We start from the raw sequence: 21,354 nt of genomic DNA on the forward strand, positions 1-21,354 counted from the left end.
TGAACCTCTTCACCGCCACCACGAAAGCGGTCGGCTGGCGGTCCAACAAGCACGGGAAAAAGGCCCGCATCTACGACAAGCCGCGGACCCCGTACCAGCGCGTGCTCGATTCAGGGATCCTCTCCCAGGACAAAGCCACCGAGCTGGCCCAACTAATTGATACCACCAACCCGGCCGACCTCACCCGAGGCATCACCGCCATCCAGAACCAACTCATCAAACTCGCCGCAGAGAAAACACGGGCGCTGGAAGCATCATCCACGCGAGCACAAATAGCTGAAACAAGCACAATACTTACACGAGCATCTTGACGGTGATGATGGCACTACGCGGGGTCCCTGTGCGACCGGTACGCTTCGAAGTAGACCCGTCCTTGTCGCCGTCAGGCACAATGTCTCCAGGATTAGAGGCCATGACCACCGATACGCCGTTTCGCATCCTTGCCGTGTGTACCGGCAACATCTGCCGCTCCCCCATGGTTGAGCGGTTGCTTCAGAGTTCTTTCGACAAGCTGGCGCCGGGAGAGTTTGAAGTCTCAAGCGCGGGCACCGGTGCGCTTGTGGGACGGGAGATCGATCCGCAGGTGGCGGGTTTTGTGCACGTTTTCAATGGGGAGACCAGCGGTTTTGCTGCACGCCAGGTGGAGGAGCGAATTCTCGACGGCAAGGACCTGGTCCTGGCGCTGACCCGCGATCACCGTGGGCGGATTATCGAGATGATGCCGTCGCTGCTGCGGAAAACCTTCACCTTGCGGGAGTTTGCGCGGCTTCTTTCAACACTCGACGGCGACCCCACCCTGAGCGCACCAATGCGCTGGCGTGCGATCCTTACGAAAGTGGTGCGCGCCCGGACGATTCATCCGTCAGATCCCTCGCACGACGACGTTGTGGATCCGTTCCGGCGCGAGGAGTCTGTCTACCATCAGATGGTCCGTGAGCTGGTTCCCGCCGTGGAGTCGCTGGTTGATTGGGAACAAAAGCACCGTTGACAGCACAATCACCAATGACATTACGACGACGGCGCTTTCTCACCGCGCTGCTGGCCGGTTACCTGCTGGTTCTGTCACTCATTGCATTCTGGCCATCGCCGGTTGATGAAGGAGCGTCCGGATTCATCAGCCGCGCACTGCAGGTACTGCACCGACTGGGCGTTCCGGGCTGGTTCGATTACAGCCTGATCGAGTCGGGCGCCAACGTGCTGCTGTTCTTTCCGTTCGGCGTTCTGGTGGCTGCTTTTCTGCCGTTGCGCCGTGCGTGGGTGGCGTTGCCGGCGGGAATCCTCGCTTCCATTTGCATTGAGGTGGGCCAGGAGTTATTTCGACCCGAGCGGGTGGCGACCCCGCGGGACGTGCTGGCCAACGCGCTGGGTGCAGCGATTGGAACGGTGGTCGTGTACGCGTGGTCGCACCGCAATACCCATGACAATACCCACGACGCGGAACCCCGCTGAATCGTGTTCATGCGGGCATTGCCGGTATTCTCAAGGGGGACGCGGCGGCCGTGAGGCAGATCAATGAGGTTCGCGCGATTTAATCAGCGCGATTTAATCAGGAAGCTTGGGGGAAGAAGATACCTATGCGCATTTCCGTTATTGGGTGCGGTTACCTTGGCGCTGTGCATGCAGCTTCGATGGCAAAACTCGGTCATGATGTGGTCGGCATCGACGTAGACCCGAAGAAAATCGATGATCTTTCCGTCGGTCACGCTCCCTTTTTTGAGCCAGGGCTACCCGGCCTGCTTCAGGCTTCTCTCGATTCCGGCCGACTGAAGTTCAGCACTAGCATGGCCGATGCAGCAGGCGCCGAGGTGCACTTCATATGTGTCGGAACCCCGCAGCGGAAAGGCGAGTACGCCGCCGATCTGCGGTACGTCGACGCAGCTTTTGCGGGTGTTGCCCCCTACCTCAATTCTGGCGACATGGTGATCGGCAAATCGACTGTGCCCGTCGGTACGGCATCCCGACTCGCTGACGAATACATGGAGTCTGCACCGGAAGCGATCCTTGCGTGGAACCCTGAGTTCCTGCGCGAAGGCCATGCAGTGAAGGACACCCTTCACCCCGACCGCTTTGTCTACGGCGTACCCGACGGCGCAGCGGGTGAACGAGCAACCGCAGCGCTGGATGAGGTCTACGCCGTGTCCTTATCGGAGGGCACTCCCAGACTTGTCATGGACTACGCCACAGCGGAACTGGTGAAGACGGCAGCCAATAGCTTCTTGGCTACGAAAATCTCCTTCATCAATGCCATGGCCGAACTGTGTGAGGCAGCCGGCGCTGACGTTACGTTGCTTGCCGACGCCATTGGGCTAGACGATCGCATCGGTCGGAAATTTCTCAATGCCGGTATCGGTTTCGGGGGAGGCTGTCTGCCGAAGGACATTCGTGCCTTTATGGCACGTGCCGGTGAGCTAGGCGCGGACCAAGCGCTGACGTTCCTGCGGGAAGTGGACGCGATCAATATGCGCAGGCGTTCACGAACCGTGGAGCTGACTCGTCAACTCTGTGGTGGATTTCTCATCGGCAAGCGCATCACAGTGCTGGGTGCCGCTTTCAAGCCGAACAGCGACGATGTGCGGGACTCCCCAGCCCTGTCCATAGCGGCACAGCTTCAGCTTCAAGGTGCCGAGGTGACGGTAACGGACCCCGAGGCCATCGAAAATGCCCGAAGGCGCTTTCCGGACCTTCATTTCGAACACAACACTGAAGCTGCCCTCGCTGGGGCTCATGTGGTCCTGCTACTTACGGAGTGGAAGGAATACCGCGATATGGATCCCGCCTCGATCGCATCTCTCGTCGATGATCGGAGAATCCTTGATGGGCGCAACGCACTAAGCGCCCAAAGGTGGAAAGCAGAAGGGTGGCAGTACAAAGGAGTCGGTCGACCATGACCAAGAGCACTTGTCCATTGACCAATTCTCACGAAAGACCATCACCCGTCAAAAGACAGGAAAACTAAGATGGCAACAGAAGAAAGCAGACCAACCTTACAAATAAATGGGGCGCGGTTCAGCATCGGTCAAGTGGCGCTGACCGTCACCAATCCCGTTGAAGCAGTGCAAAGAATTTGCGATATCGCTGCTCGGCCTCTAAAAGTTGGACAGCATGTCCACTTTATTAACGCATACACGATTTCCTTGGTACAAGACCAGATACGTCTGCGTTCTGTCTTCGAAGATGTATCCATCAACCTACCGGACGGCAAACCCCTGTATTGGATAGGAAGGTTTGTTGGGAAAAATCGCCAGTTTTATCAAGTGCGAGGACCGCAGTTTTTTCTCGATACATTCGATTATGGGCGTAAGTATAATCTCCGACACTTTCTTCTTGGATCTACTCCTGATGTTCTCGAGAAGCTTGAAACCAACTTGAAGGCACTATATCCAGCCATCAAATTAGTCGGCAGCGAGAGCCCCCCATTTCACCCAATCACCCCTGCGGAATTAAAAAGACAAGACATAAGAATTTCCGAGAGCGGAGCACACATCGTGTGGGTCGGACTTGGCACGCCAAAGCAAGACTTCGAAGCGTACCGGATCTCTCAGTCGTTGCCGGTCGTAGCAATTGCTATAGGCGCCGCTTTCGACTTTACAGCCGGGACGATTAGAGAAGCCCCGAGCTGGATGAAAAAAATTGGACTGGAATGGATGTTTCGGTTGTTGTCAGAACCTAAGCGACTTTGGCGCCGATACCTCATTGGAAACCTGCGCTTCATTCGCGCTGTGGTGAAGCGAGGACGGCATGATAGATAACTTCAAGAAACGACTCTTAATCAGGCTCGGAGTAAGACAGAACGTTTCCTACGGATCAAACTTCCACATCGGCCCAGGCTCTATCGCTTGGGCACCTCAACATTTAAGCATTGGGAATGACGTCTATATAGGAAAAAATGTCACCGTTCAAGTAGATGGAACAATTGGCGACCATGTGCTTATTGCAAATTGCGTAGGTATCATCGGCACGACCGACCACGATATTTCTCAGGTAGGCGTCTCTGTTCGTGAAAGTGATTGGGCAGGGCGAGAAACCACAAGACTGAGCCAACCAACGACAATCGGTTCTGACGTGTGGATCGGATATGGCGCCATCGTCTTGTCGGGCGTGACCGTCGGAGACAGTGCGATCATAGGTGCCGGCTCGATTATAACAAAAGACGTGCCCCCGAACTCGGTGGTGATGGGAGCGCCAGCGGATTTCAAAAGAATCCGATTCACCGATGAAGAATTCACCGAACATTGGCGCGCCTTGAGTGTTCAAGGTCTACGTAGACTTTAGGGAAGCACAGCAATGAAAACGGTAGCAATAATTCACCCTTGGTTTCCTCAATATCGAAAAGAATTTTTCGAACAATTAGTCTCTTTAGCATTTGAGAATGGTGTTCGGTTACGCATTTTTCACGGCACAGCTCCTCCTGAATGGGACGACCGAGGAGACTCTATCAGCACGGAGTTTGCGACACACCTACCTACGCGGTTCTTCAAGATCGGACACAAGAGCTTGGTGTACAAGTCGCTAAGGAACTTTCGTAACGCCGGTCCATTCGATCTCGTAATTCTCGAACAAGCGATCCGAAACATAGAGACCTACGTAATCTTGTTTCGGAGACTTTTCCGAAACGTCGCATTCTGGGGGCACGGAAGAACATATACGCAGCCTTCTTCGCAACGACAAGACAGTCTGAAGACGTGGCTCACGAACAAAGGGGTCTGGTTCTTTGCATACACCGGGGGCGGAGCACGTGCGGTGAGTCAAGCTGGGTATGATCCCGCGCGAATAACTATCGTGAATAACTCAATTGATACCGGTCGCTTAAGGCTCGACGTTGACTGCGTTACTGCATATCAAATCCAAGCATTCAAAACCAAACACGATTTGAAAAGATGCGTTGCTTTATATATAGGCGGACTAGACGCTGCAAAAAGAATATCTTTCTTGCTAGAGGCAGGTCGAGAATGTCATCGACTAGACCCCCATTTTAGGCTGGTAATCATTGGAAAAGGAGTTGAAAACCAGAAAGTCATCGAGGCGAGCACCCGTGAGGAATGGATCATTCCGCTCGGCCCCCTGTTTGGGCCTGATAAAGCCCTTGCAATGGCCGCATCAGATGTTCTGATGATCCCAGGGCGGGTAGGTTTGGTGGCGGTCGAGAGCTTCGCAGCCGGCCTACCGATAATTACCACTGAGTGGCCTTGGCATGCGCCAGAGTTCGAATACTTGCAGAATGGTTTCAATGCTGTTATCACGCCAGACGACACGGCTGCCTATGCCTCTCAAGTTGTTTCCTTACTTTCCAACACCAATCTACTCACCGATATGAGGGAATCCGCTCGTAAGTCAATGGCACCGTATTCCACTGAATCTATGGTCAACAACTTCTGGACTGGCATAGAACGTGCTCTGGGAAATCAGGATCGTCGATGAGTAAAGTACTCGTTTCGTTCACCACGCGCCCGAAGACGGGGAGCGAAGGTGGTGTTGGTTGGCTGTTCGTGGAGGCAGCCGTCAAGCGCTCTCTCCGAACCAAGGAGCCTCTGGCCGTTGTAATCGACGACCGTGACTATTTCGACGTAAGTTGTCATCTTGCGGATCTATCCGGTGGAAGCAATTTTGTCCATGTCTATCCAGTGATGCTGCCGAAGTGGGCAAAAGCTGCTTACGGGAACTCGAGAACGCGTGAATCTTACCTCGCCTGGGTTCCTCGAGCTCGTCGTCAGATTGCTGACGTCGCAACCAAACACGGCGCCGATGTAATCCATCAAGTTACTTTCGCGACCGCGGTACTTCCAGCCGCTATCCCCGCCACAACTCCGGCAACGAAAATTTGGGGGCCCCTGTCCGTTCCTTGGGCGCCCGCCCCTCGAAGAGGGAAAAAGGCAGGGCGCTTACACAAACTAGCGTTCAGGGCAGCGCGTGGACTGGCGTTGGCCAACACCGCCTCTGTTGACTCAATAATCGCCCAGAACGAGAGAACCGGTGACTTTCTATCGAGCGGGAAGAAACTGATTGTCGAGCCGAACGTTTTTGTGGATCCGTTCAACGTATCTGGAATTCAAGCCGAAGAAACATTACTCGTTGTCGTCGGTTTGCTCACGAATGGTAAAAGACCTTGGTTGGCTATAGAAGCGCTGACCCATCCACTACTTCACGATCATAGACTCGCGTTTGTGGGAGATGGTCCACTCAGAAGCGATCTAGAGAGGCTTGCCACCAAGTACGGCGTTTTCGATAGAGTCAGTTTTTTAGGTCGCCTGACCAGAGATGAAACTATGACGGTTGTCGCGAGCGCTAGAGTACTGGTTCACCCCTCGGTGCGGGAAGGCTCTGCTTGGGCGGTAGGTGAGGCTTCATCAGTCGGCGTCCCATCCGTTGTGTTTGAAAATGTAGGGGCGTCAACGACCGTACGACTATCAAACAACCACGGGAGTATCTGCTCTGAGTCCGGAAATCCGGGGGCAGCGCTAGCAGAAGGGATCTTGAAAACAATAAGCCGTCCAAAGCCGCCTCCCTCACTCCGGTGGTCAACAGACCGTCTGCCTGGCCTTCTGGACGATTGGTGGTCTCAAAGATGACTGACACTGAATCACCGCAACTACTCGATAGCAACCCGGCCCTGCGTTTGTTCGTCATAATGGCTTGCCACAATAGGAAGTCTTTGACCCTTTCAGCACTGAAACGGTCATACCAAAACGCCCGGTCGTCCGGTTTGGAGGTGCATCTCACACTATTTGACGATGGATCTTCGGATGGAACAGCCGACGCCGCTACGAAAATCTTCCCCGACCTCGAAATAATCTCGGGCAGCGGGACTGCCTATTGGGCGAAATCAATGTCCATCGCTGAATCTCACGTTCTTTCCCTGCCAACACTGCGAGAAACAGATTATATCGTATGGATTAACGATGATGTGCGGCTGGATCAAGATGCATTTCAAAGAATGAAACCAATACTCACCAGTTTTCCAAGAGCAGTCGTCACTGGCGCCGTTAGGGATCCAGCAACCGACTCAATCACCTATTCGGGCTATAAAAAGTATGGCTGGCACCCACTTCATTTCGGTAAGGTCGACCCTGAAACATACCCTAGCTCGATAGATACTTTCAACGGGAATATCGTTTTCGTACCCGTCACCGTTGCTCGAAAACTTGGTGGAATCGATGGTGAGTTTTCTCACGCGTGGGCCGATATCGACTACGGCTTTCGCTGTAAAATTTCGAATATTCCCATGATTCTTGCTCCGAATACATTCGGTACTTGCAGTCAGAACCCGCTGGTGACAACAACCATAATGAAAGAATGGCGAACGTTTATCGGCCCCAAGGGGGGAGGTCATTTTTGGTCTCTGTACCGCTTACTTTCTCGACATTCTCCGATCGCTTGGTTTCCGCTAATGGGAGCTACATACGTACTGTGGTGGATTCGCAAATTGAGCTCCAGAATACAGCGGAGATATATAAGCAAGCAATATTGAATATTTCTGAACCTACTATTTTGAAGGATAAATGTCGGCTATTTCTCTAGTATTATTCTTGAGCCTCGCCGCTACGCTTTGGCTTATCACCGTGCTGGTCATCGCGAAGTGGCCGGCGATCGGAATTGCTTTCACTGTATTAGTCATTTTCACTTTATGGGAGTTTCCGAATATACCACCCATAGCGCAACTTTTCGGATTCGCTCTCTATTTTAATGATGTTCTTGCCACAGCATTATTTGCCAATGCAATACATAATATCTCAACGCTACGGTCAAACTTGCGAGGATCAATATTTCCTTGGCTTACGTTTATTATTCTCACAACTTTCTCTTTAGTGACCGGAGCTCATATATATGGGTTGGGTTCTGCAATCACCGAAGGGCGAGCCTTCTTCTTGCTCGCTTTATGCATGACTTGGTCCCTCAGCCTGCCGTGGTCGAATTGGGCACGAACTGGCCATCTATATCGGATAGCGCTTACTTTAGGATTCGGACTAATCGCATTGGCGGCATATCACGCAACTCGTTATGGCGTAGGCACGGCTGAAACGGCCATACTCCTAGATGCTGGGCAGGTGGTGACCGGCAGGGTCTTGGTAGCGGGCCAAGCACTCTCAGTAGTCTTCTGTATGGCCATCACCGCTTCGCACTGGTACCGAACCCGATCTAAGCTTGCCGGATGCATGAGCACGGCTCTCCTGCTCGTTGCAATAGTCAGCCAGCACCGGTCCGTGTGGTTGGCAGCGGCCGTGGCCCTTACCGTGGTCATCATCTTCTCGCCACTGCGGGTGAAAAAATCGGTCTTTGGAGGATTGATTGTTTTTGGCTCACTGTCAGTCGCTATTCTACTGACAGGCGTGGCCGATAATTTGATAACGCTATTGCTGGATTCGGCCAGCCAAATCAAATCTGTTGACGCGCGCGCCGCCAGCTGGCCTCAATTGATTGAGCAATCGTTCGCCAGAGGATGGGAGTATGTGGTCTTTGGACAACCATTCGGATCGGGGTATGTCAGGATCGAACCGAACGGTATGGTAGCGACTTTCATGCCACACAACTGGTACGTTTCGCTATTCTTACGCACTGGTGCGCTGGGATTACTAGCGCACCTTATATTATTTGGTAGTTTTCTTGTCTTAGCGATTCGCCGTCGGGCCACAATAGGCCTCTTTATTTTGACTGCCATTTCTGTATATGCACTCGCCTACAACATAGATTGGTATCACCATTTTTTCGCTGCGTACGCGATCGCTTCCATTGCATTCTCGCGATCTTGTGACAAAAGCAGAATCTCTCCACATGTGCAACCCTCAATCAATTTGAAGCAACCGAAAGTTTGGCAAGGAGTGCCAAATATCGATCCGATATCGCGTCCAACTCGAATCTCTCCGCAGCAATGAGGCCGGCACTTCTGTGCTTTTTCCTCAGTTTCTCGTCCGCGAGTAAATTTAACACCGACTGGCTGATGCAGCGAGTGTCAGAAACATCCGTCAATATCGCAGATCCCTGCGTAACCTCCGCTATGGCGCCTGAGTAGCTACCCGCGACCACGGGCGTGCCAGCCGCCAGTGCTTCCACTACTGCCAGCCCAAATGACTCTTCTAAACTTGTGTGGAGGAACACGCTTTTTGACGAGAGCCAGCGCGGCACTTCGGCCGGATTAAGTGAACCGATAAATTCAACATTTTTCAGGAGACCCCGCTCCTCGGCCCATCGATACGCATCTCCATTAAGCTCATAACCAGGACCAGCCAAAAGAAGTTTAGCGTCCGGGACCTGCTCGAGAATTGAAGGCCAAGCTATCAAGGCAGCGGAAACGTTTTTCAAACTGCTGAAACCGACGTTCAACATAGCAACAGTGTTCGGATGCTTGCGGGTGTGAGTAGGGAAAAAACTCAAATCTATCCCGTTCGGTATTAGTTCGCACCGCTTCCGGTAAAATTTTTCGACCCGTTCAACGATATATAGACTGGGAGCAGAAAGAGGACCACGATAGGAAAGGCACCGTACTTGCATTGCGGCGCGAAGAAACCAATATAGATGGCGGTTGCGCCGCACAATTGCAGGTGCCCAATCATGCACCGTCACTAGGCACGGTTTGCGCGAAGAGCGCCCTGCTAATCCAAATTCATATGTCCAATGAGCGTGGACCACGTCTACATCGCGGGTTCGAATAGATCGTTCAATCAAAACCCTTTCACGGCGAAAAAAGTCCACCGACCGATCCCTCGCTCGGTGGCGCGAGGGATGGACTACAACGGTGAGTGCTGCCTCGGGTGACGTGTATGTTTGGTCCAGATCGTTTGCAGTAGTAATAACAGTGACTTTATGCCCGGCCTTCAAGTACTTCAGTGCCAGAGCAGAGGTCCCGGGAAAAGCATAACCTGCAGTGGGGAATCGTAGTCCAAGCTCGGGCTCCAATAGACTAAGTGTGGCCGGGCCGCATAAGGCGATGTGCACGCATCTACCTCCGCACAACAGCAGGGTTTCCCGCAACGATAGACCCTGGAGGAATGTTTCTCACTACAACAGATCCAGCTCCCACGATTGCTCCTTTACCAATACGAACGCCTTTCAAGATCACCGATCTCGCTCCGATGAACACGTCATCCTCGATGATAACTTCCCGGTCCTCTCCTGGTCTTGAAAGTCCCAAGTAGCGGCGAGTTTCCCCCGGCTCAGGATTAACTACATGATGGTCGCAGTCAGTAATGAGCACACCCGCTCCAATAAGGACTCGCTGCCCGATATCCACACGTTTAGCGGCGCTAACCGAAACGCTCGTTACGCCGGTGTCGGCACCGACTGTGATCTGCGCGCCCGACCGAAGGGTTTTGAGGACTACGGGTCCCCTCGCCTCGAGAGTATTTCTGCGCATAGATGAATTTAGCACCACGTTCTTGTGTAGTGTAATCGTACTACCCTTGAATTTTTGAACGTGAACCCGCCCGTAAATTCGGATAGGGCGATGGATAGTCACACCCCGGAGCCGAAGTTCCGAAACTCGCAATGCGTTTATGCTCGACCGTCCGCGGCGCACACAATTTCTGAGAACAATCTTCATCACGTTGCCAGTGCTCCAAAAATGGCTTGATCTACTGATCATCAATAACACCATAATAAATCAGATCCGATGCCCTTGCTCGTAGCATTGCCTTCTCCTCCAGTGCTCTGATGAAATGATCCGTCCATCGAGGAGTTCCCCCTTGCGCCAATCCCCTTTGAATACGCATCGGATTCGTTTCTCTGCTTTTGATTGCGCTTTTAGTTGATCCACCACCATGCTCGAAATTTTCGTGCCCCCATATGCTCAGCCAGCCTCCCTGCTCCCCCAACTGATCGCGGTGCCAAACATAATTGCCGTCACCTAGAAATATTGCGAGAAGGGAGAAACTGCTAATACTCGAGATGATCAAGTCGCACGAAGCCAAAACCGCCAAATCTCCGAGCGGATCATTCGCTGCTGCCTTTGGAATAATTTCTTCCGTGGATAAATCATCGAGTAGCCGCTGAGACGGCGCATCGGTTGTAACATAAAACACCGCATTTCCACCTAGACGGTGGTGCAGTGTGGTTACTAACGCTTTATACCACTCTAATGGAATAGCTTGATTAAACTCAGAGGGTAAAATCTGATCCACGTTGGTGAAGTCAGTACCCCTCACATGAACACCGATTCTGACTGCCTCGGGGCGGTCCTCTTCCAGTTTCTCCAAGGCCGAAATCGCATTGCAGGTCCCAAGAAGTCGATTACGAAGGAAGGGCCTTGATCTCTTTATCCCCAAGTACCCCCCCATCATTCCCGAAGAGTGAAGAAGCGTCGGGCGATTGCTGCGATCGACTGAACTTCTTAGCGCCAACAATGTATCGTAATAGTCCCTGCGACCGATCTGCTCAACCGCTTTGCGGTCAACGTTGATCGACGGTAAGTGAGCCAATGAATAGTATGAGGTCGCGGAGCCCAAGTTGCCGCCCAGCTGCGGATGATAGCCTCTCGGATTGGTCCGCCACGGCGGTTCGACCAGGGTAAGACCAAGGGCCTTGGCTCCTAAATATGCTTTCGCCCATGGAAAAATCTCGTTGCCGAGGCCCGCTCCTCTGAGAGTCATTATCTGACCTACTGACCAATGCATAGATGGGCCTCGCTCTTCTCACTCGTTGAGGTGCTCGATCTCCTGCGACATCGTCTGGACTCATTAACTTTGTTTATTATGATCGCAAGATTCCGTATTTGCGAGCTGTTTTCACCGGAGCAAGAGTCTCTCGCACCCGCCAAAGAAAAGCTAGAACTAGTATCACTATCAAAAGTATAACGACTATGCTGAGTCCTACAGATAGTGATTGTACACTAAAAACAATTAACCACATTAGTGTGGCAAGAGATATGGTGACAATCAAAACTTCACAATATCCCCGCACGAGCGGTCGGAGTGATATGTAGCCGGCACGCCAGCACAAGATCACATGTAGAAGGTGCTGAGCAACTTGAGCAGTGAGCAGACCGCTAATTATTGCAATCCAGCTGTGCGTTATTAACATTAAAATTGCTGAGATTCCGTATATCAACATGAGCATTAGGTGGGAAGCCCAGATCCATCGGAATCTACCCAACGCTTCGATCGCCGCGGCAAGAACCGTCGATACAACCTGCAATCCCGCGAATATCGCGAATGGTGCAGCTAGCCACGCCGCCGTTTCCCAACCCGGTCCGAATAGAATTGGAACCAGATACGGCAATACGACAGCAGCAACCCCAGCTGCCGGAATCGATGCCCAGGCAACCAGCGTCAGTAGGTCTGGCCAAGCCGTTCGCGCCCGTCGTCCAGTATACTGATCATGTCGAAACTCGGGATAGACGGTTTGGATCAGGGCTGTCTGAACTTGCATGAATGGGATGGTGCTTACGACATCGGCTCGGTTCCATTGACCCAAAGCCCCGGCGCCTAAAGTGGATGAGGTGGCAATTTTCCCGATATTGATGTTGGTGTAGGAAAGTAGTGAAGCTACGGTCAGCTTCCAGCTGAAATTTATATCGTTTTTAGCGTCAGAGAGTTTTGCGCGTCCTTTGAAAATATCGAGATTGAGAGCTAATCCGATAATTGCCATGCCACTTTGTGCAGCAATTGGCGACACCAAAAGGGCCAACGGGCTCCCCCATATGTAAGCAGCAATTGCGCCCAAAACCATTCCGATCAGGTTGCACGATAAAACGCACTTCGCGAGCGTCTTGAATCTGCCCTGTCTTCTGAGAAGTCCGCCACTCAGGCCCGTCCACGGCGCAACGAGCGCATTCATACTCAACCAACGAATTAGTCCTGCAGACTCGGGCACAGACCAAAGGAAGGCCCAAAAATCGGCGGTTACAAATAACCCTAAGGCTCCCGTAAACCCGAGGATCAGTGCGTAAAGGGAAAGTCCTCTTATACGGGCCGGTTCAAGCAACTGAGATCGACCGACGGCCTGAGCGAGCCCGCCGTTCGCGAGCAGGGTTGCAAGCGCAGCTACAGACAAAGCGACCCCATACGCGCCGAACCCAGTCGCGCTGATGAGCCTCGACGTGATTGCGGCGTATCCAAACTGGACGACCATCGTGACGAGCTGAGCCCCATAGGTCCACGCGGCCCCTGCCAGCAAGCTTCTTGCGTTAGTCACAAACGAATAACCCGTCCATTTCTGGTTCAGACTAGCGGCAACCGCCGAATCGCGGATCGTCGTTCAACGGTAGAACCCGGTAACGTGATCGATTGGCCGGGAGTTCCCGGGGCGATCCAATCGTACGAGTGTCACCCCCATATCAGGCTGCTCGGATCCGACAATCTGGGGTAGCACTCTGACGATATACTATGGTCGGGGGAACCTGTACTGAGCTCGTATTTCTGAAAACTGGCGAGCGGGCGGTGCCTCACCTTCTAATTTCACCTCAGCACAAGGACGATCGGTTGACTAAGCGCGCTTTTATTACAGGGATTACCGGCCAAGACGGTTCGTACCTCGCCGAATTGCTTCTCCGAAAAGGGTACGAGGTCCACGGTCTTATACGCCGTGCGTCTACGTTCAATACCACTCGCATCGATCACCTCTACATGGACCCTCACAACCCACAGGCGAAACTGTTTCTGCACTACGGGGACCTGAGTGACGGTGCGCGACTAGTGACGCTTATCGCTGAAATCAGGCCAGATGAGGTCTACAACTTGGGCGCCCAGTCCCATGTTCGGGTTTCCTTCGAGGAACCGGAGCACACAGGTGACACCACGGGCATGGGTTCCATCCGACTGCTGGAAGCAGTTCGCATGGCCGGAATTGAAACGCGCTTCTATCAAGCGTCCTCATCCGAAATGTTTGGAGCCACCCCGCCGCCGCAGGATGAGGAAACTCCGTTCTACCCTCGTTCCCCTTACGGAGCTGCAAAAGTGTACAGCTACTGGGTGACGAAGAACTACCGCGAGGCCTACGGTATGTTCGCAGTGAATGGCATTCTGTTCAATCACGAATCGCCTAGGCGCGGCGAGACATTCGTTACCCGGAAGATAACCCGTGCAGTGGCCGCCATAAAGGCCGGCAAGCAGGTCAACTTATACATGGGTAACCTAGACGCCGTGCGTGACTGGGGTTATGCGGCAGAGTACGTCGAAGGAATGTGGCGAATGTTGCAGGTGGACGAACCGGACGACTACGTGCTTGCTACAGGTGCTGGTTATTCAGTGCGCGATTTTCTGCAGGTTTCTTTTGAGCACGCGAGTTTGAACTGGGAAGACCATGTCAAGTTCGACGAACGCTATCTCCGCCCCACGGAGGTGGACTCTCTGATCGGGGACGCATCTAAAGCCCACATCAAATTGGGATGGAAGGCGACGGTCGAAACACCTGAGTTGGCGCGGATCATGGTGGATGCTGATATCGAAGTGTTGAAGCATGGAGGCACCCAATGGATTGACCAGGTCAATCTGGGAAGTTGGGAAAAATAGATGTCAGTAAGAAATGCGAGTGCAACCGCTGCCGGGGACAATATTGACTTCACTCCAGCCACACTTCATCGAAACTCCCCCTTTTATGTCGCCGGGCACACAGGCCTGGTCGGCTCAGCGATATGGCGAAGGTTGGAGTCTGAAGGTTTCACAAATCTGATCGGGCGGACATCTGCGGAACTCGATTTAAAGGACCGCGGAACCGTATTCGAATTCATAGCTGAAACCAAACCGCGTTACGTAGTTCTCGCCGCGGCCAAAGTTGGAGGAATTCTTGCCAACAAGTCTTACCCGGTTGATTTCCTCAGCGATAATCTGCAAATTCAAGTAAATGTGCTGGACGCGGCACGCGTTCACGGGGTGGAGCGTCTACTTTTTCTGGGATCCTCCTGCATCTATCCCAAATTTGCCGAGCAGCCCATCAAAGAAGAACAGCTTCTTACCGGTCATCTTGAGTCAACTAACGACGCGTATGCCATCGCGAAAATTGCTGGCATCGTGCAGGTACAGGCGGTTCGCAGACAGTATGGACTACCATGGATTTCGGCCATGCCAACAAATCTGTATGGCCCAGGAGATAACTTTTCTCCCGAGGGATCCCACGTGTTACCGGCACTTATCAGACGCTATAATGAAGCGCTTCAGAACAACAGAGGAACAGTCACAAACTGGGGAACGGGATCGCCGAAGCGCGAATTCCTCCACGTTGACGATATGGCGGCCGCATGTCTTCACCTTCTGGAGAACTATGACGGGCCCGACCAAGTCAACGTGGGCGCGGGAACCGATGTAACCATAAAGGAATTAGCCGAAATCGTTGCAAGAGCTGTCGGCTATGATGGCGCGGTAAGATGGGACACTTCTAAACCGGACGGCACGCCCCAAAAGCTGCTTGACGTCTCGAAGCTGGCAGGGGCTGGCTGGAGAGCCCAAATCGGACTCGACGAGGGCATCGCAACGACGGTCCAATGGTTCCGAAGCCATACGAAAGAAGCTCGGGGTTTGATTTGATGCGTCGGAAAGCGCCTATGAATACGAGACGCTTCCCTTGACCCGGCACTTGGAAGGCCTCATCGCTACTGTCACTAGTCTAAGTTTAGGAAGGTCTCAACGTTGGAGTTGACAGATTACCTGAGGGTTCTCCGCCGCAACTGGATTCTCATTACGGCCTGCACTGTTCTCGGCATCCTAGCCGCAGGGGTCTTTTCGCTGAGCGTAACCCCCACGTATACCTCGCAAACCAGACTGTTTGCTGCCACCCAGAATTCCGGATCCGTAGCAGAACTACAGCAGGGAAACACATTTACTCAGGCGCGAGTTCAATCCTACGCTGAAACTGCAGGAACGCCGATAGTACTTCAGCCTGTAATTGAGAGCTTAGGACTGGAAATGACTCCGGTGGAACTGGCACAGAATATCGAGGCTAGCACCGACGTGAACACAGTGCTCCTCACAATCTCCGCTTCCGATCCATCACCCGTGCGAGCGGCAGCGATAGCGCAAGCCGTTGCCGAGAGCCTGGTCGACATCATCGAGGACCTTGAAACTACCGCAGCGGATGGCAACTCGCCTGTCAAGCTTTCGGTCGTCACCCCTGCCACTGCTCCCTTGGTTCCCGCTGCGCCCAACACACGGCTAAACCTCGCCCTTGGATTGTTGGTAGGAATGATCATCGGGCTAGCCTCCGCACTGCTCCGGACCACCCTCGACACTAGTCTTCGGGGGGAAGCCGACCTGCGCAGGTTGACTGACGCGCCGATCCTGGGGGGGATTTCGTTGGATAACGACGCCACAAAAAAGCCGCTTCTTACGCAGGCCCCTGCGCAAAGCCCTCGCGCAGAGTCCTTCCGCCAAATTCGCACCAATCTCCAGTTCTCCCACGTAAGTCACGACTCCAAAGCCGTGCTGGTGACGTCGTCCCTGCCGGGTGAGGGGAAGAGCACCACTGCAATCAATCTGGCCATTGCGATGGCACAATCGGGCCAGTCAGTAGCTCTGATTGACGCCGATCTTCGCCGACCCCGAATTGATGAGTATCTTGGTCTGGAGCGCAACGCGGGTTTAACTACTGCGCTAATAGGTCGTGCTGATGTTCGAGATCTGATGCAGCCTTGGGGTGAGCATGAACTATATATCCTCACCTCCGGACAGATCCCGCCTAATCCGAGCGAGCTCCTAGGATCGAAAACGATGAAGAATCTGATCGCTGGCCTGGAAAGCACTTTCGACGCGGTAATCATAGATGCGCCTCCCTTACTTCCTGTTACGGACGCGGCGGTGCTGGCTCAGCAGGTTGGAGGAGTTGTGCTGGTCGTCGGTTCCTCCAGGGTAAGGCTGCCTGACGTGCAAAAGTCTCTAAACTCTCTGGCGATGGTCGATGCGGACTTACTTGGAGTCGTGATGAATCTCCTCCCCACAAAAGGCCCAGACGCCTACGCTTATAGCTATTACACCCACGAGGGGAGTGGCACGAAGGTAAAGCTGCCGTCAACGGGAGCTGCGCACATGAAAGGTGCACGCAACTCCCGGTCGGACGCCTTCGACGATGAAGTGCTTCGCGTGCGTTCCAGTCAGCGACCGTAGTGGGCCGAGAAAGTCCCGGTCAGCGCCTGGAGGTTGGGGAACATGCCAGTCGGCATAAGGATAGCTGGGCAACGCGTTACGCCCGGCGGATAGGGATCATTGACGCCTGCGTGATCCTCTGGGCTACGGCGGGGGCTCTAATCGTGCGGTTTGGGTCTGGCCAGAGCGAAACGCTCATCCTGACCTCAGGTGTCCCATATGTTTACGTCTCGCTGATCCTTACCGTCCTGTGGTGGTGCATGCTGTCACTCTGGGGCAGCCGCGAGCCGCGGGTTCTCGGATATGGCACTGAAGAGTATAAAAGGGTCATCAACGCTTCATTTTGGCTCTTTGGCGTTGTCGCCATATTGTCCTATTCGTTGCAGATTGATACTGCGCGCGGCTACGTGGGAGTGGCGCTGCCATCTGGCATCGCAGCGCTTCTCGTTGCCCGACTTCTAATACGCAGGTTCCTTCATATTGAACGCAAGTCAGGAAGAAGTTCCCTGAAGGTTCTAATAGTGGGAGGCCCGAGCAGTGTCGAGCACCTCACCCGGTCCTTCTTGCGGCAGCCGATGGCGGGTTACCTCCCAGTTGGAGCATATCTACCCGGCACCGTGACTGGTACAACCGTCGCCCAAGATCTCGCCCTGCCTACCATTGGGCACGACACTGACGCCGACACTATTGTGGGCCACATTCGGGATTTCGCCCCAGACGCCGTCGCGCTATCAAGTGGTGTCCAGTTGCCACCCCGGACAATTCGGGCCCTAGGGTGGGCACTTAGCGATCTTAACATCAGACTGATCATGGCCCCCGCGCTTACTGATGTGGCTGGCCCGCGCATACACACCCAACCGGTCGCCGGGCTGCCCCTTATTCATGTTTCGACACCAAATCTCGAAAAAGGACAGCGCTTCCTAAAGCGCAGTTTCGACCTGGTGGGCGCTCTGGTCATTATCGTATTGCTCTCACCAATGTTGATCTGCCTCGCCGCTCTTGTCCGACTAGATAGCAACGGGCCCGTGTTTTTCAGGCAAGAACGAGTTGGGACCGGAGGCAAAACGTTCCATATGCTCAAGTTTAGGTCAATGGTAGTTGACGCGGAGAAACGGCTAGCAGACATGATCTCTTTGAACGAAGGTAATGGGGTCCTCTTCAAAATTCAGCAAGACCCTCGAGTTACAAAGCTTGGTCGGGTCATCCGGCAGTACAGCCTGGATGAACTACCTCAGCTATTCAACGTGCTCGGTGGGTCAATGAGCCTAGTCGGTCCTCGGCCGCCACTTGCATCTGAAGTTGAAAAGTATGACGCCCATGTGCACCGAAGGCTACTCGTCCGGCCGGGAATGACCGGATTATGGCAAGTGAGCGGACGTTCCCTGCTCTCTTGGGAGGACACAGTGCGACTTGACCTATACTACGTAGAAAATTGGTCCCTTTCCGGGGACATTGCCATCCTTCTAAAAACCTTCCGGGCCGTTTTTCAGCGTGACGGGGCCTTCTAATGAACACCAGAATGTCTGTGCGAGAGAGCCTCAACGTATGAGGAAAACCAGCCCCCTGAGTCCACGATCCTCAGTCGGCGTCAATGAGAAGGATGGGAAAGAACGACGACACGTCGAGCGTAAACGCCGCGGTATCGCTATACACGTCGCGCTTGTGGTCGCCATTTTAATATTGGTCGCGGCGTTGAGCGCGGCATGGCTGGCGTACAGAGCTGATCAGATCAAGACCAACCTCGAGGCCAGCATGGCACTACTTCCCACGCTTCAGGCCCAACTAGTCGCCGGTGAAGGGTCCGCGGCGCAAGCAACGCTCGCCGATCTAGAGGAGAGTACGGCGCAGGCACGCTCAGCCAGTACCGATCCAGTGTGGAAAGCTGCGGCGATGCTACCGCTTGTTGGTGCGAACTTTTCTGCCGTAGCCGAGATTGCGATGTCAGCAGACGATGTAGCTAGTCGCGCGGTAGCTCCCCTAGTGGAAACATTTAATAGTCTAAACTGGGACGCGCTCACACCCAGCGACGGTCGAATCGAGTTGGGTCCCCTACAGGAAGCCTCCCCTGGCCTGACAACGGCGGCCAACACGGTGCAACTCTCCTATGCCCGTCTGGCAGCCATAGACAGCACTCCGCTGTTGCCCGAGGTTTCACTTCCCCTAGGGGAAGTGAAAGCCGGGCTCAGCGAAGCGAGTGTTGCATTGAATTCAGTTTCGTCTGCCGCAGAGGTGCTTCCGTCGATGCTGGGGGCAAACGGTCCGCGGAACTATCTCATACTTATCCAGAACAGTGCGGAGGTGAGGGCTACGGGAGGAATCTCTGGCGCTCTAGCCGTCATCCGGGCAGATGATGGCGTAATCGAATTAGCTGCTCAAGGGAGCGCAGGCGACATCGATGCCTTCAGACCGCCTCTCACGGTGGATCCGGAACAGGAACGAATCTACACAGAGCGACTGGGAATTTACGTGCAGGATGTCAACCTGACACCCGACTTCCCCACTGCGGCAATGACGGCGAAGGCTATGTGGGAAGCACGCAATATGGGCCCCACCATTGACGGCGTGGTGGCGATTGATCCGGTAGTTCTCGCCAACATCCTGAACGCGACTGGCCCAGTAGAACTTGAGGATCCGTTGGTGCAGGAACTGATCTCACAAACGGATCTGCCCGCCGCGCTCGCGACGGACAACGTTGTGGAAACGCTGCTCTCCAATGTTTATTCAGAAATCGAAGAGCCATCGCTCCAAGATGACTACTTCGCGGCTGTAGCAGGCGAAGTGTTTAGTGCTCTCGCCTCGGGGCAGGGCGAGAGTGACCAGCTGATTCAGTCAATCGTCGCGAGCTCCGAGCAGAACCGTCTCTACGTCTGGTCTAATCATTCTGATGAGCAGGACGTGATTGGTCTGACCGCGTTGGCGGGCGCAGCAACTGGTGCGTCCGTGGGCGGCGCATCGTTCGGTCTGTATTTCAATGACGGCACAGGCGCCAAGATGGACTATTACGTTCGACGCACTGCGCAACTAATCCAAACCTGTCAGGTTGACGGCTACTCGCAGTTCACACTGAAAGAAACTCTGACTAATACCGCACCGGACGACGCCGCGGTATCGTTACCGCGTTACGTGACGGGGGGCGGCGTGTTCGGAGTAGAGCCGGGGCGGATAAAGACGAATCACATTGCCTACGGACCTGCACAGTCATTGCTGCTTTCCGCCCGCATCAACGGCGAAGAGGTCCCACTCGGTTCCTTTGTACACGCGAGTAGACCAGTAGGGGTAGTCACCACGGAACTGGGGCCGGGCGAATCGGCGACGGTGGAGATCGACTTCTCCAAGGTGGTCCAAGAATCCGAGCCGCATTTGGCGGTGACACCGACCATTCAGTCCGCTGAAGAAATGGTACTCCCGATGCAACGGGACGTCAGCTGTCGGTCTGGAGGGTAAACGTTGTGTTACATACGGCGCAGGACTTCACGAAACGCGGATAGAGGTGTTAGCGTAGGTGCGGAGTGGTTGAACAGGTGTAACTCCTGTCACGTCAGTAACGGGGCATTTCTAAGCAGTCTCTGGGGATCACAACGCATTAGCGACCAATTGCGGTTGTGCGCGGTGTCTCAACGCACTAATCAAAATATCATCGCACGTCGAGAACCTTTTATTGGGGAGTCATAATGAAAAAATTCGCGTCCGTCCTAGCGATCACTGCGTCGCTGGTCCTTTTCAGCGCCGGAGCGGCTAACGCGCAGGACCCATCCTACGTACCCGGAGGATCCCAAGGCACCGTTAGCGAAGGAACCGTTGCGCCCGGCGAAACCGTTATTTTTAGCGGATCATCATTCCTTCCAGGCGAGAGCATCAACATCACCGTGACCTTTGAGCCAGCCTCACAGCCCGCAGCAATGGGCGGCGGAGCAGGTGGTGTGGGCATGTCCATCGGTGGACCGATCCTCATGGCAACGACAGTTCTCACCGAAACAACGACTGCCGACGCCAACGGCAACTTCTCCTTCCCTGTTTCACTTGAAGAAGAAGGCACTTACACCCTGACCGCGGTCGGCGCAGAGTCGGGTAACACGGTCTCGGTGCAGGTAGTTGTCGATGCTTCGCTCGCCGGCACACCAGTCGCCGGTGGCTCGGGCTCCGGTTCAGGCGATGCCGGAGTCCAGACCGGTGGCGGCCTTGCCGACACCGGTCTGGATTCCGGCATGCTCCTTTGGGGTGCTGCTGGCCTCGGCGCTCTGGGCCTCGGCGCGGCAAGCGTTGTTGTTGCACGCCGCAAGGCAGCTGTAGAAGCATAGTCTCCAGAACGTACAGCTCTGAATGTAAAGGTATGGCCCGGAACCAGTGGCTCCGGGCC

19 protein-coding genes and 1 pseudogene are annotated in these 21,354 nt (G+C 54.1%); 15 read left to right on the top strand and 5 right to left on the bottom strand.

What is annotated here, in order from left to right; translation table 11 throughout:
* The 7 genes and pseudogenes from Y708_RS29910 to Y708_RS29915 all read left to right on the top strand — a co-directional run.
* A pseudogene (locus Y708_RS29910) lies at positions 1-311 on the top strand (integrase); the annotation flags it as partial.
* Between the two features lie 101 nt (positions 312-412).
* Entirely contained in the window at positions 413-988 is a 576-nt protein-coding gene (locus Y708_RS0114945) for an arsenate reductase/protein-tyrosine-phosphatase family protein (RefSeq protein ID WP_028280550.1), read from the top strand.
* Positions 989-1,002: 14 nt separating this feature from the next.
* Positions 1,003-1,449, top strand: a complete 447-nt coding sequence (locus tag Y708_RS25395) for a VanZ family protein (RefSeq protein WP_051479032.1) — start codon at positions 1,003-1,005, stop codon at positions 1,447-1,449.
* A 125-nt stretch (positions 1,450-1,574) separates the two neighbouring features.
* Positions 1,575-2,888, top strand: a complete 1,314-nt coding sequence (locus Y708_RS0114955) for a UDP-glucose dehydrogenase family protein (protein WP_028280551.1) — start codon at positions 1,575-1,577, stop codon at positions 2,886-2,888.
* A gap of 69 nt (positions 2,889-2,957) precedes the next feature.
* Entirely contained in the window at positions 2,958-3,749 is a 792-nt protein-coding gene (locus tag Y708_RS0114960; protein ID WP_051479033.1) for a WecB/TagA/CpsF family glycosyltransferase, read from the top strand.
* Entirely contained in the window at positions 3,739-4,272 is a 534-nt protein-coding gene (locus Y708_RS28505; RefSeq protein ID WP_081746840.1) for an acyltransferase, read from the top strand. The genes Y708_RS0114960 and Y708_RS28505 overlap by 11 nt, the downstream gene beginning before the upstream one ends.
* A 507-nt stretch (positions 4,273-4,779) precedes the next feature.
* Positions 4,780-5,418: a glycosyltransferase family 4 protein gene (locus Y708_RS29915; RefSeq protein WP_162150485.1), complete on the top strand. Its 639-nt coding sequence runs from the start codon at positions 4,780-4,782 to the stop codon at positions 5,416-5,418.
* On the opposite strand, the gene Y708_RS29920 is transcribed toward Y708_RS29915, so the two are convergent.
* The gene (locus Y708_RS29920) at positions 5,403-5,576 is read right to left on the bottom strand and encodes a hypothetical protein (RefSeq protein ID WP_162150486.1); all 174 of its coding nucleotides are present in this window, start codon (positions 5,574-5,576) and stop codon (positions 5,403-5,405) included. The genes Y708_RS29915 and Y708_RS29920 overlap by 16 nt on opposite strands.
* Positions 5,577-6,562: 986 nt before the next feature.
* Between Y708_RS29920 and Y708_RS28515 the strand changes: the two genes are divergently transcribed.
* Together Y708_RS28515 and Y708_RS29315 are read left to right on the top strand one after the other, a co-directional pair.
* A complete protein-coding gene (locus Y708_RS28515; RefSeq protein WP_081746844.1) occupies positions 6,563-7,465 on the top strand; it encodes a glycosyltransferase family 2 protein in 903 nt (300 codons plus the stop codon).
* A gap of 31 nt (positions 7,466-7,496) precedes the next feature.
* Positions 7,497-8,867 carry an O-antigen ligase family protein gene (locus Y708_RS29315; protein WP_155853893.1) on the top strand — a complete coding sequence of 457 codons (1,371 nt, stop codon included), beginning with the start codon at positions 7,497-7,499 and terminating at the stop codon, positions 8,865-8,867.
* Here the strand turns inward: Y708_RS29315 and Y708_RS28520 are convergent.
* From Y708_RS28520 to Y708_RS0114980, 4 genes are all read right to left on the bottom strand, one after another.
* Complete coding sequence (locus tag Y708_RS28520; protein WP_162150488.1) at positions 8,782-9,927, bottom strand: glycosyltransferase family 4 protein; 1,146 nt, start codon at positions 9,925-9,927, stop codon at positions 8,782-8,784. The genes Y708_RS29315 and Y708_RS28520 overlap by 86 nt on opposite strands.
* Before the next feature lie 4 nt (positions 9,928-9,931).
* The gene (locus Y708_RS31550) at positions 9,932-10,585 is read right to left on the bottom strand and encodes a DapH/DapD/GlmU-related protein (protein WP_081746848.1); all 654 of its coding nucleotides are present in this window, start codon (positions 10,583-10,585) and stop codon (positions 9,932-9,934) included.
* Positions 10,563-11,576 carry an O-fucosyltransferase family protein gene (locus tag Y708_RS29320; protein WP_155853894.1) on the bottom strand — a complete coding sequence of 338 codons (1,014 nt, stop codon included), beginning with the start codon at positions 11,574-11,576 and terminating at the stop codon, positions 10,563-10,565. Before Y708_RS29320 ends, Y708_RS31550 begins: the two co-directional genes overlap by 23 nt.
* A gap of 100 nt (positions 11,577-11,676) precedes the next feature.
* Positions 11,677-13,119, bottom strand: coding sequence for an oligosaccharide flippase family protein (locus tag Y708_RS0114980; protein WP_028280555.1), 1,443 nt, complete (start codon positions 13,117-13,119; stop codon positions 11,677-11,679).
* Between the two features lie 287 nt (positions 13,120-13,406).
* On the opposite strand from Y708_RS0114980, the gene gmd reads away from it, so the two are divergent.
* The 6 genes from gmd (at position 13,407) to Y708_RS0115010 (ending at position 21,295) form a co-directional block, all read left to right on the top strand.
* A complete protein-coding gene (gene gmd / locus Y708_RS0114985) occupies positions 13,407-14,435 on the top strand; it encodes a GDP-mannose 4,6-dehydratase (protein ID WP_028280556.1) in 1,029 nt (342 codons plus the stop codon).
* Positions 14,436-15,446 carry a GDP-L-fucose synthase family protein gene (locus Y708_RS0114990; protein ID WP_028280557.1) on the top strand — a complete coding sequence of 337 codons (1,011 nt, stop codon included), beginning with the start codon at positions 14,436-14,438 and terminating at the stop codon, positions 15,444-15,446.
* A gap of 102 nt (positions 15,447-15,548) precedes the next feature.
* Complete coding sequence (locus Y708_RS25410; RefSeq protein ID WP_035776531.1) at positions 15,549-17,018, top strand: tyrosine-protein kinase domain-containing protein; 1,470 nt, start codon at positions 15,549-15,551, stop codon at positions 17,016-17,018.
* 110 nt (positions 17,019-17,128) lie between these two features.
* Complete coding sequence (locus Y708_RS0115000) at positions 17,129-18,505, top strand: sugar transferase (RefSeq protein WP_343212980.1); 1,377 nt, start codon at positions 17,129-17,131, stop codon at positions 18,503-18,505.
* Positions 18,506-18,977: 472 nt separating this feature from the next.
* Positions 18,978-20,441: a DUF4012 domain-containing protein gene (locus Y708_RS25415; RefSeq protein ID WP_253905834.1), complete on the top strand. Its 1,464-nt coding sequence runs from the start codon at positions 18,978-18,980 to the stop codon at positions 20,439-20,441.
* 227 nt (positions 20,442-20,668) lie between these two features.
* The gene (locus Y708_RS0115010; protein WP_028280559.1) at positions 20,669-21,295 is read left to right on the top strand and encodes an LPXTG cell wall anchor domain-containing protein; all 627 of its coding nucleotides are present in this window, start codon (positions 20,669-20,671) and stop codon (positions 21,293-21,295) included.
* Positions 21,296-21,354 lie beyond the last annotated feature (59 nt).

The sequence above is a fragment of the Arthrobacter sp. H5 genome (genome assembly GCF_000520595.1).
Lineage (GTDB): Bacteria > Actinomycetota > Actinomycetes > Actinomycetales > Micrococcaceae > Arthrobacter_D.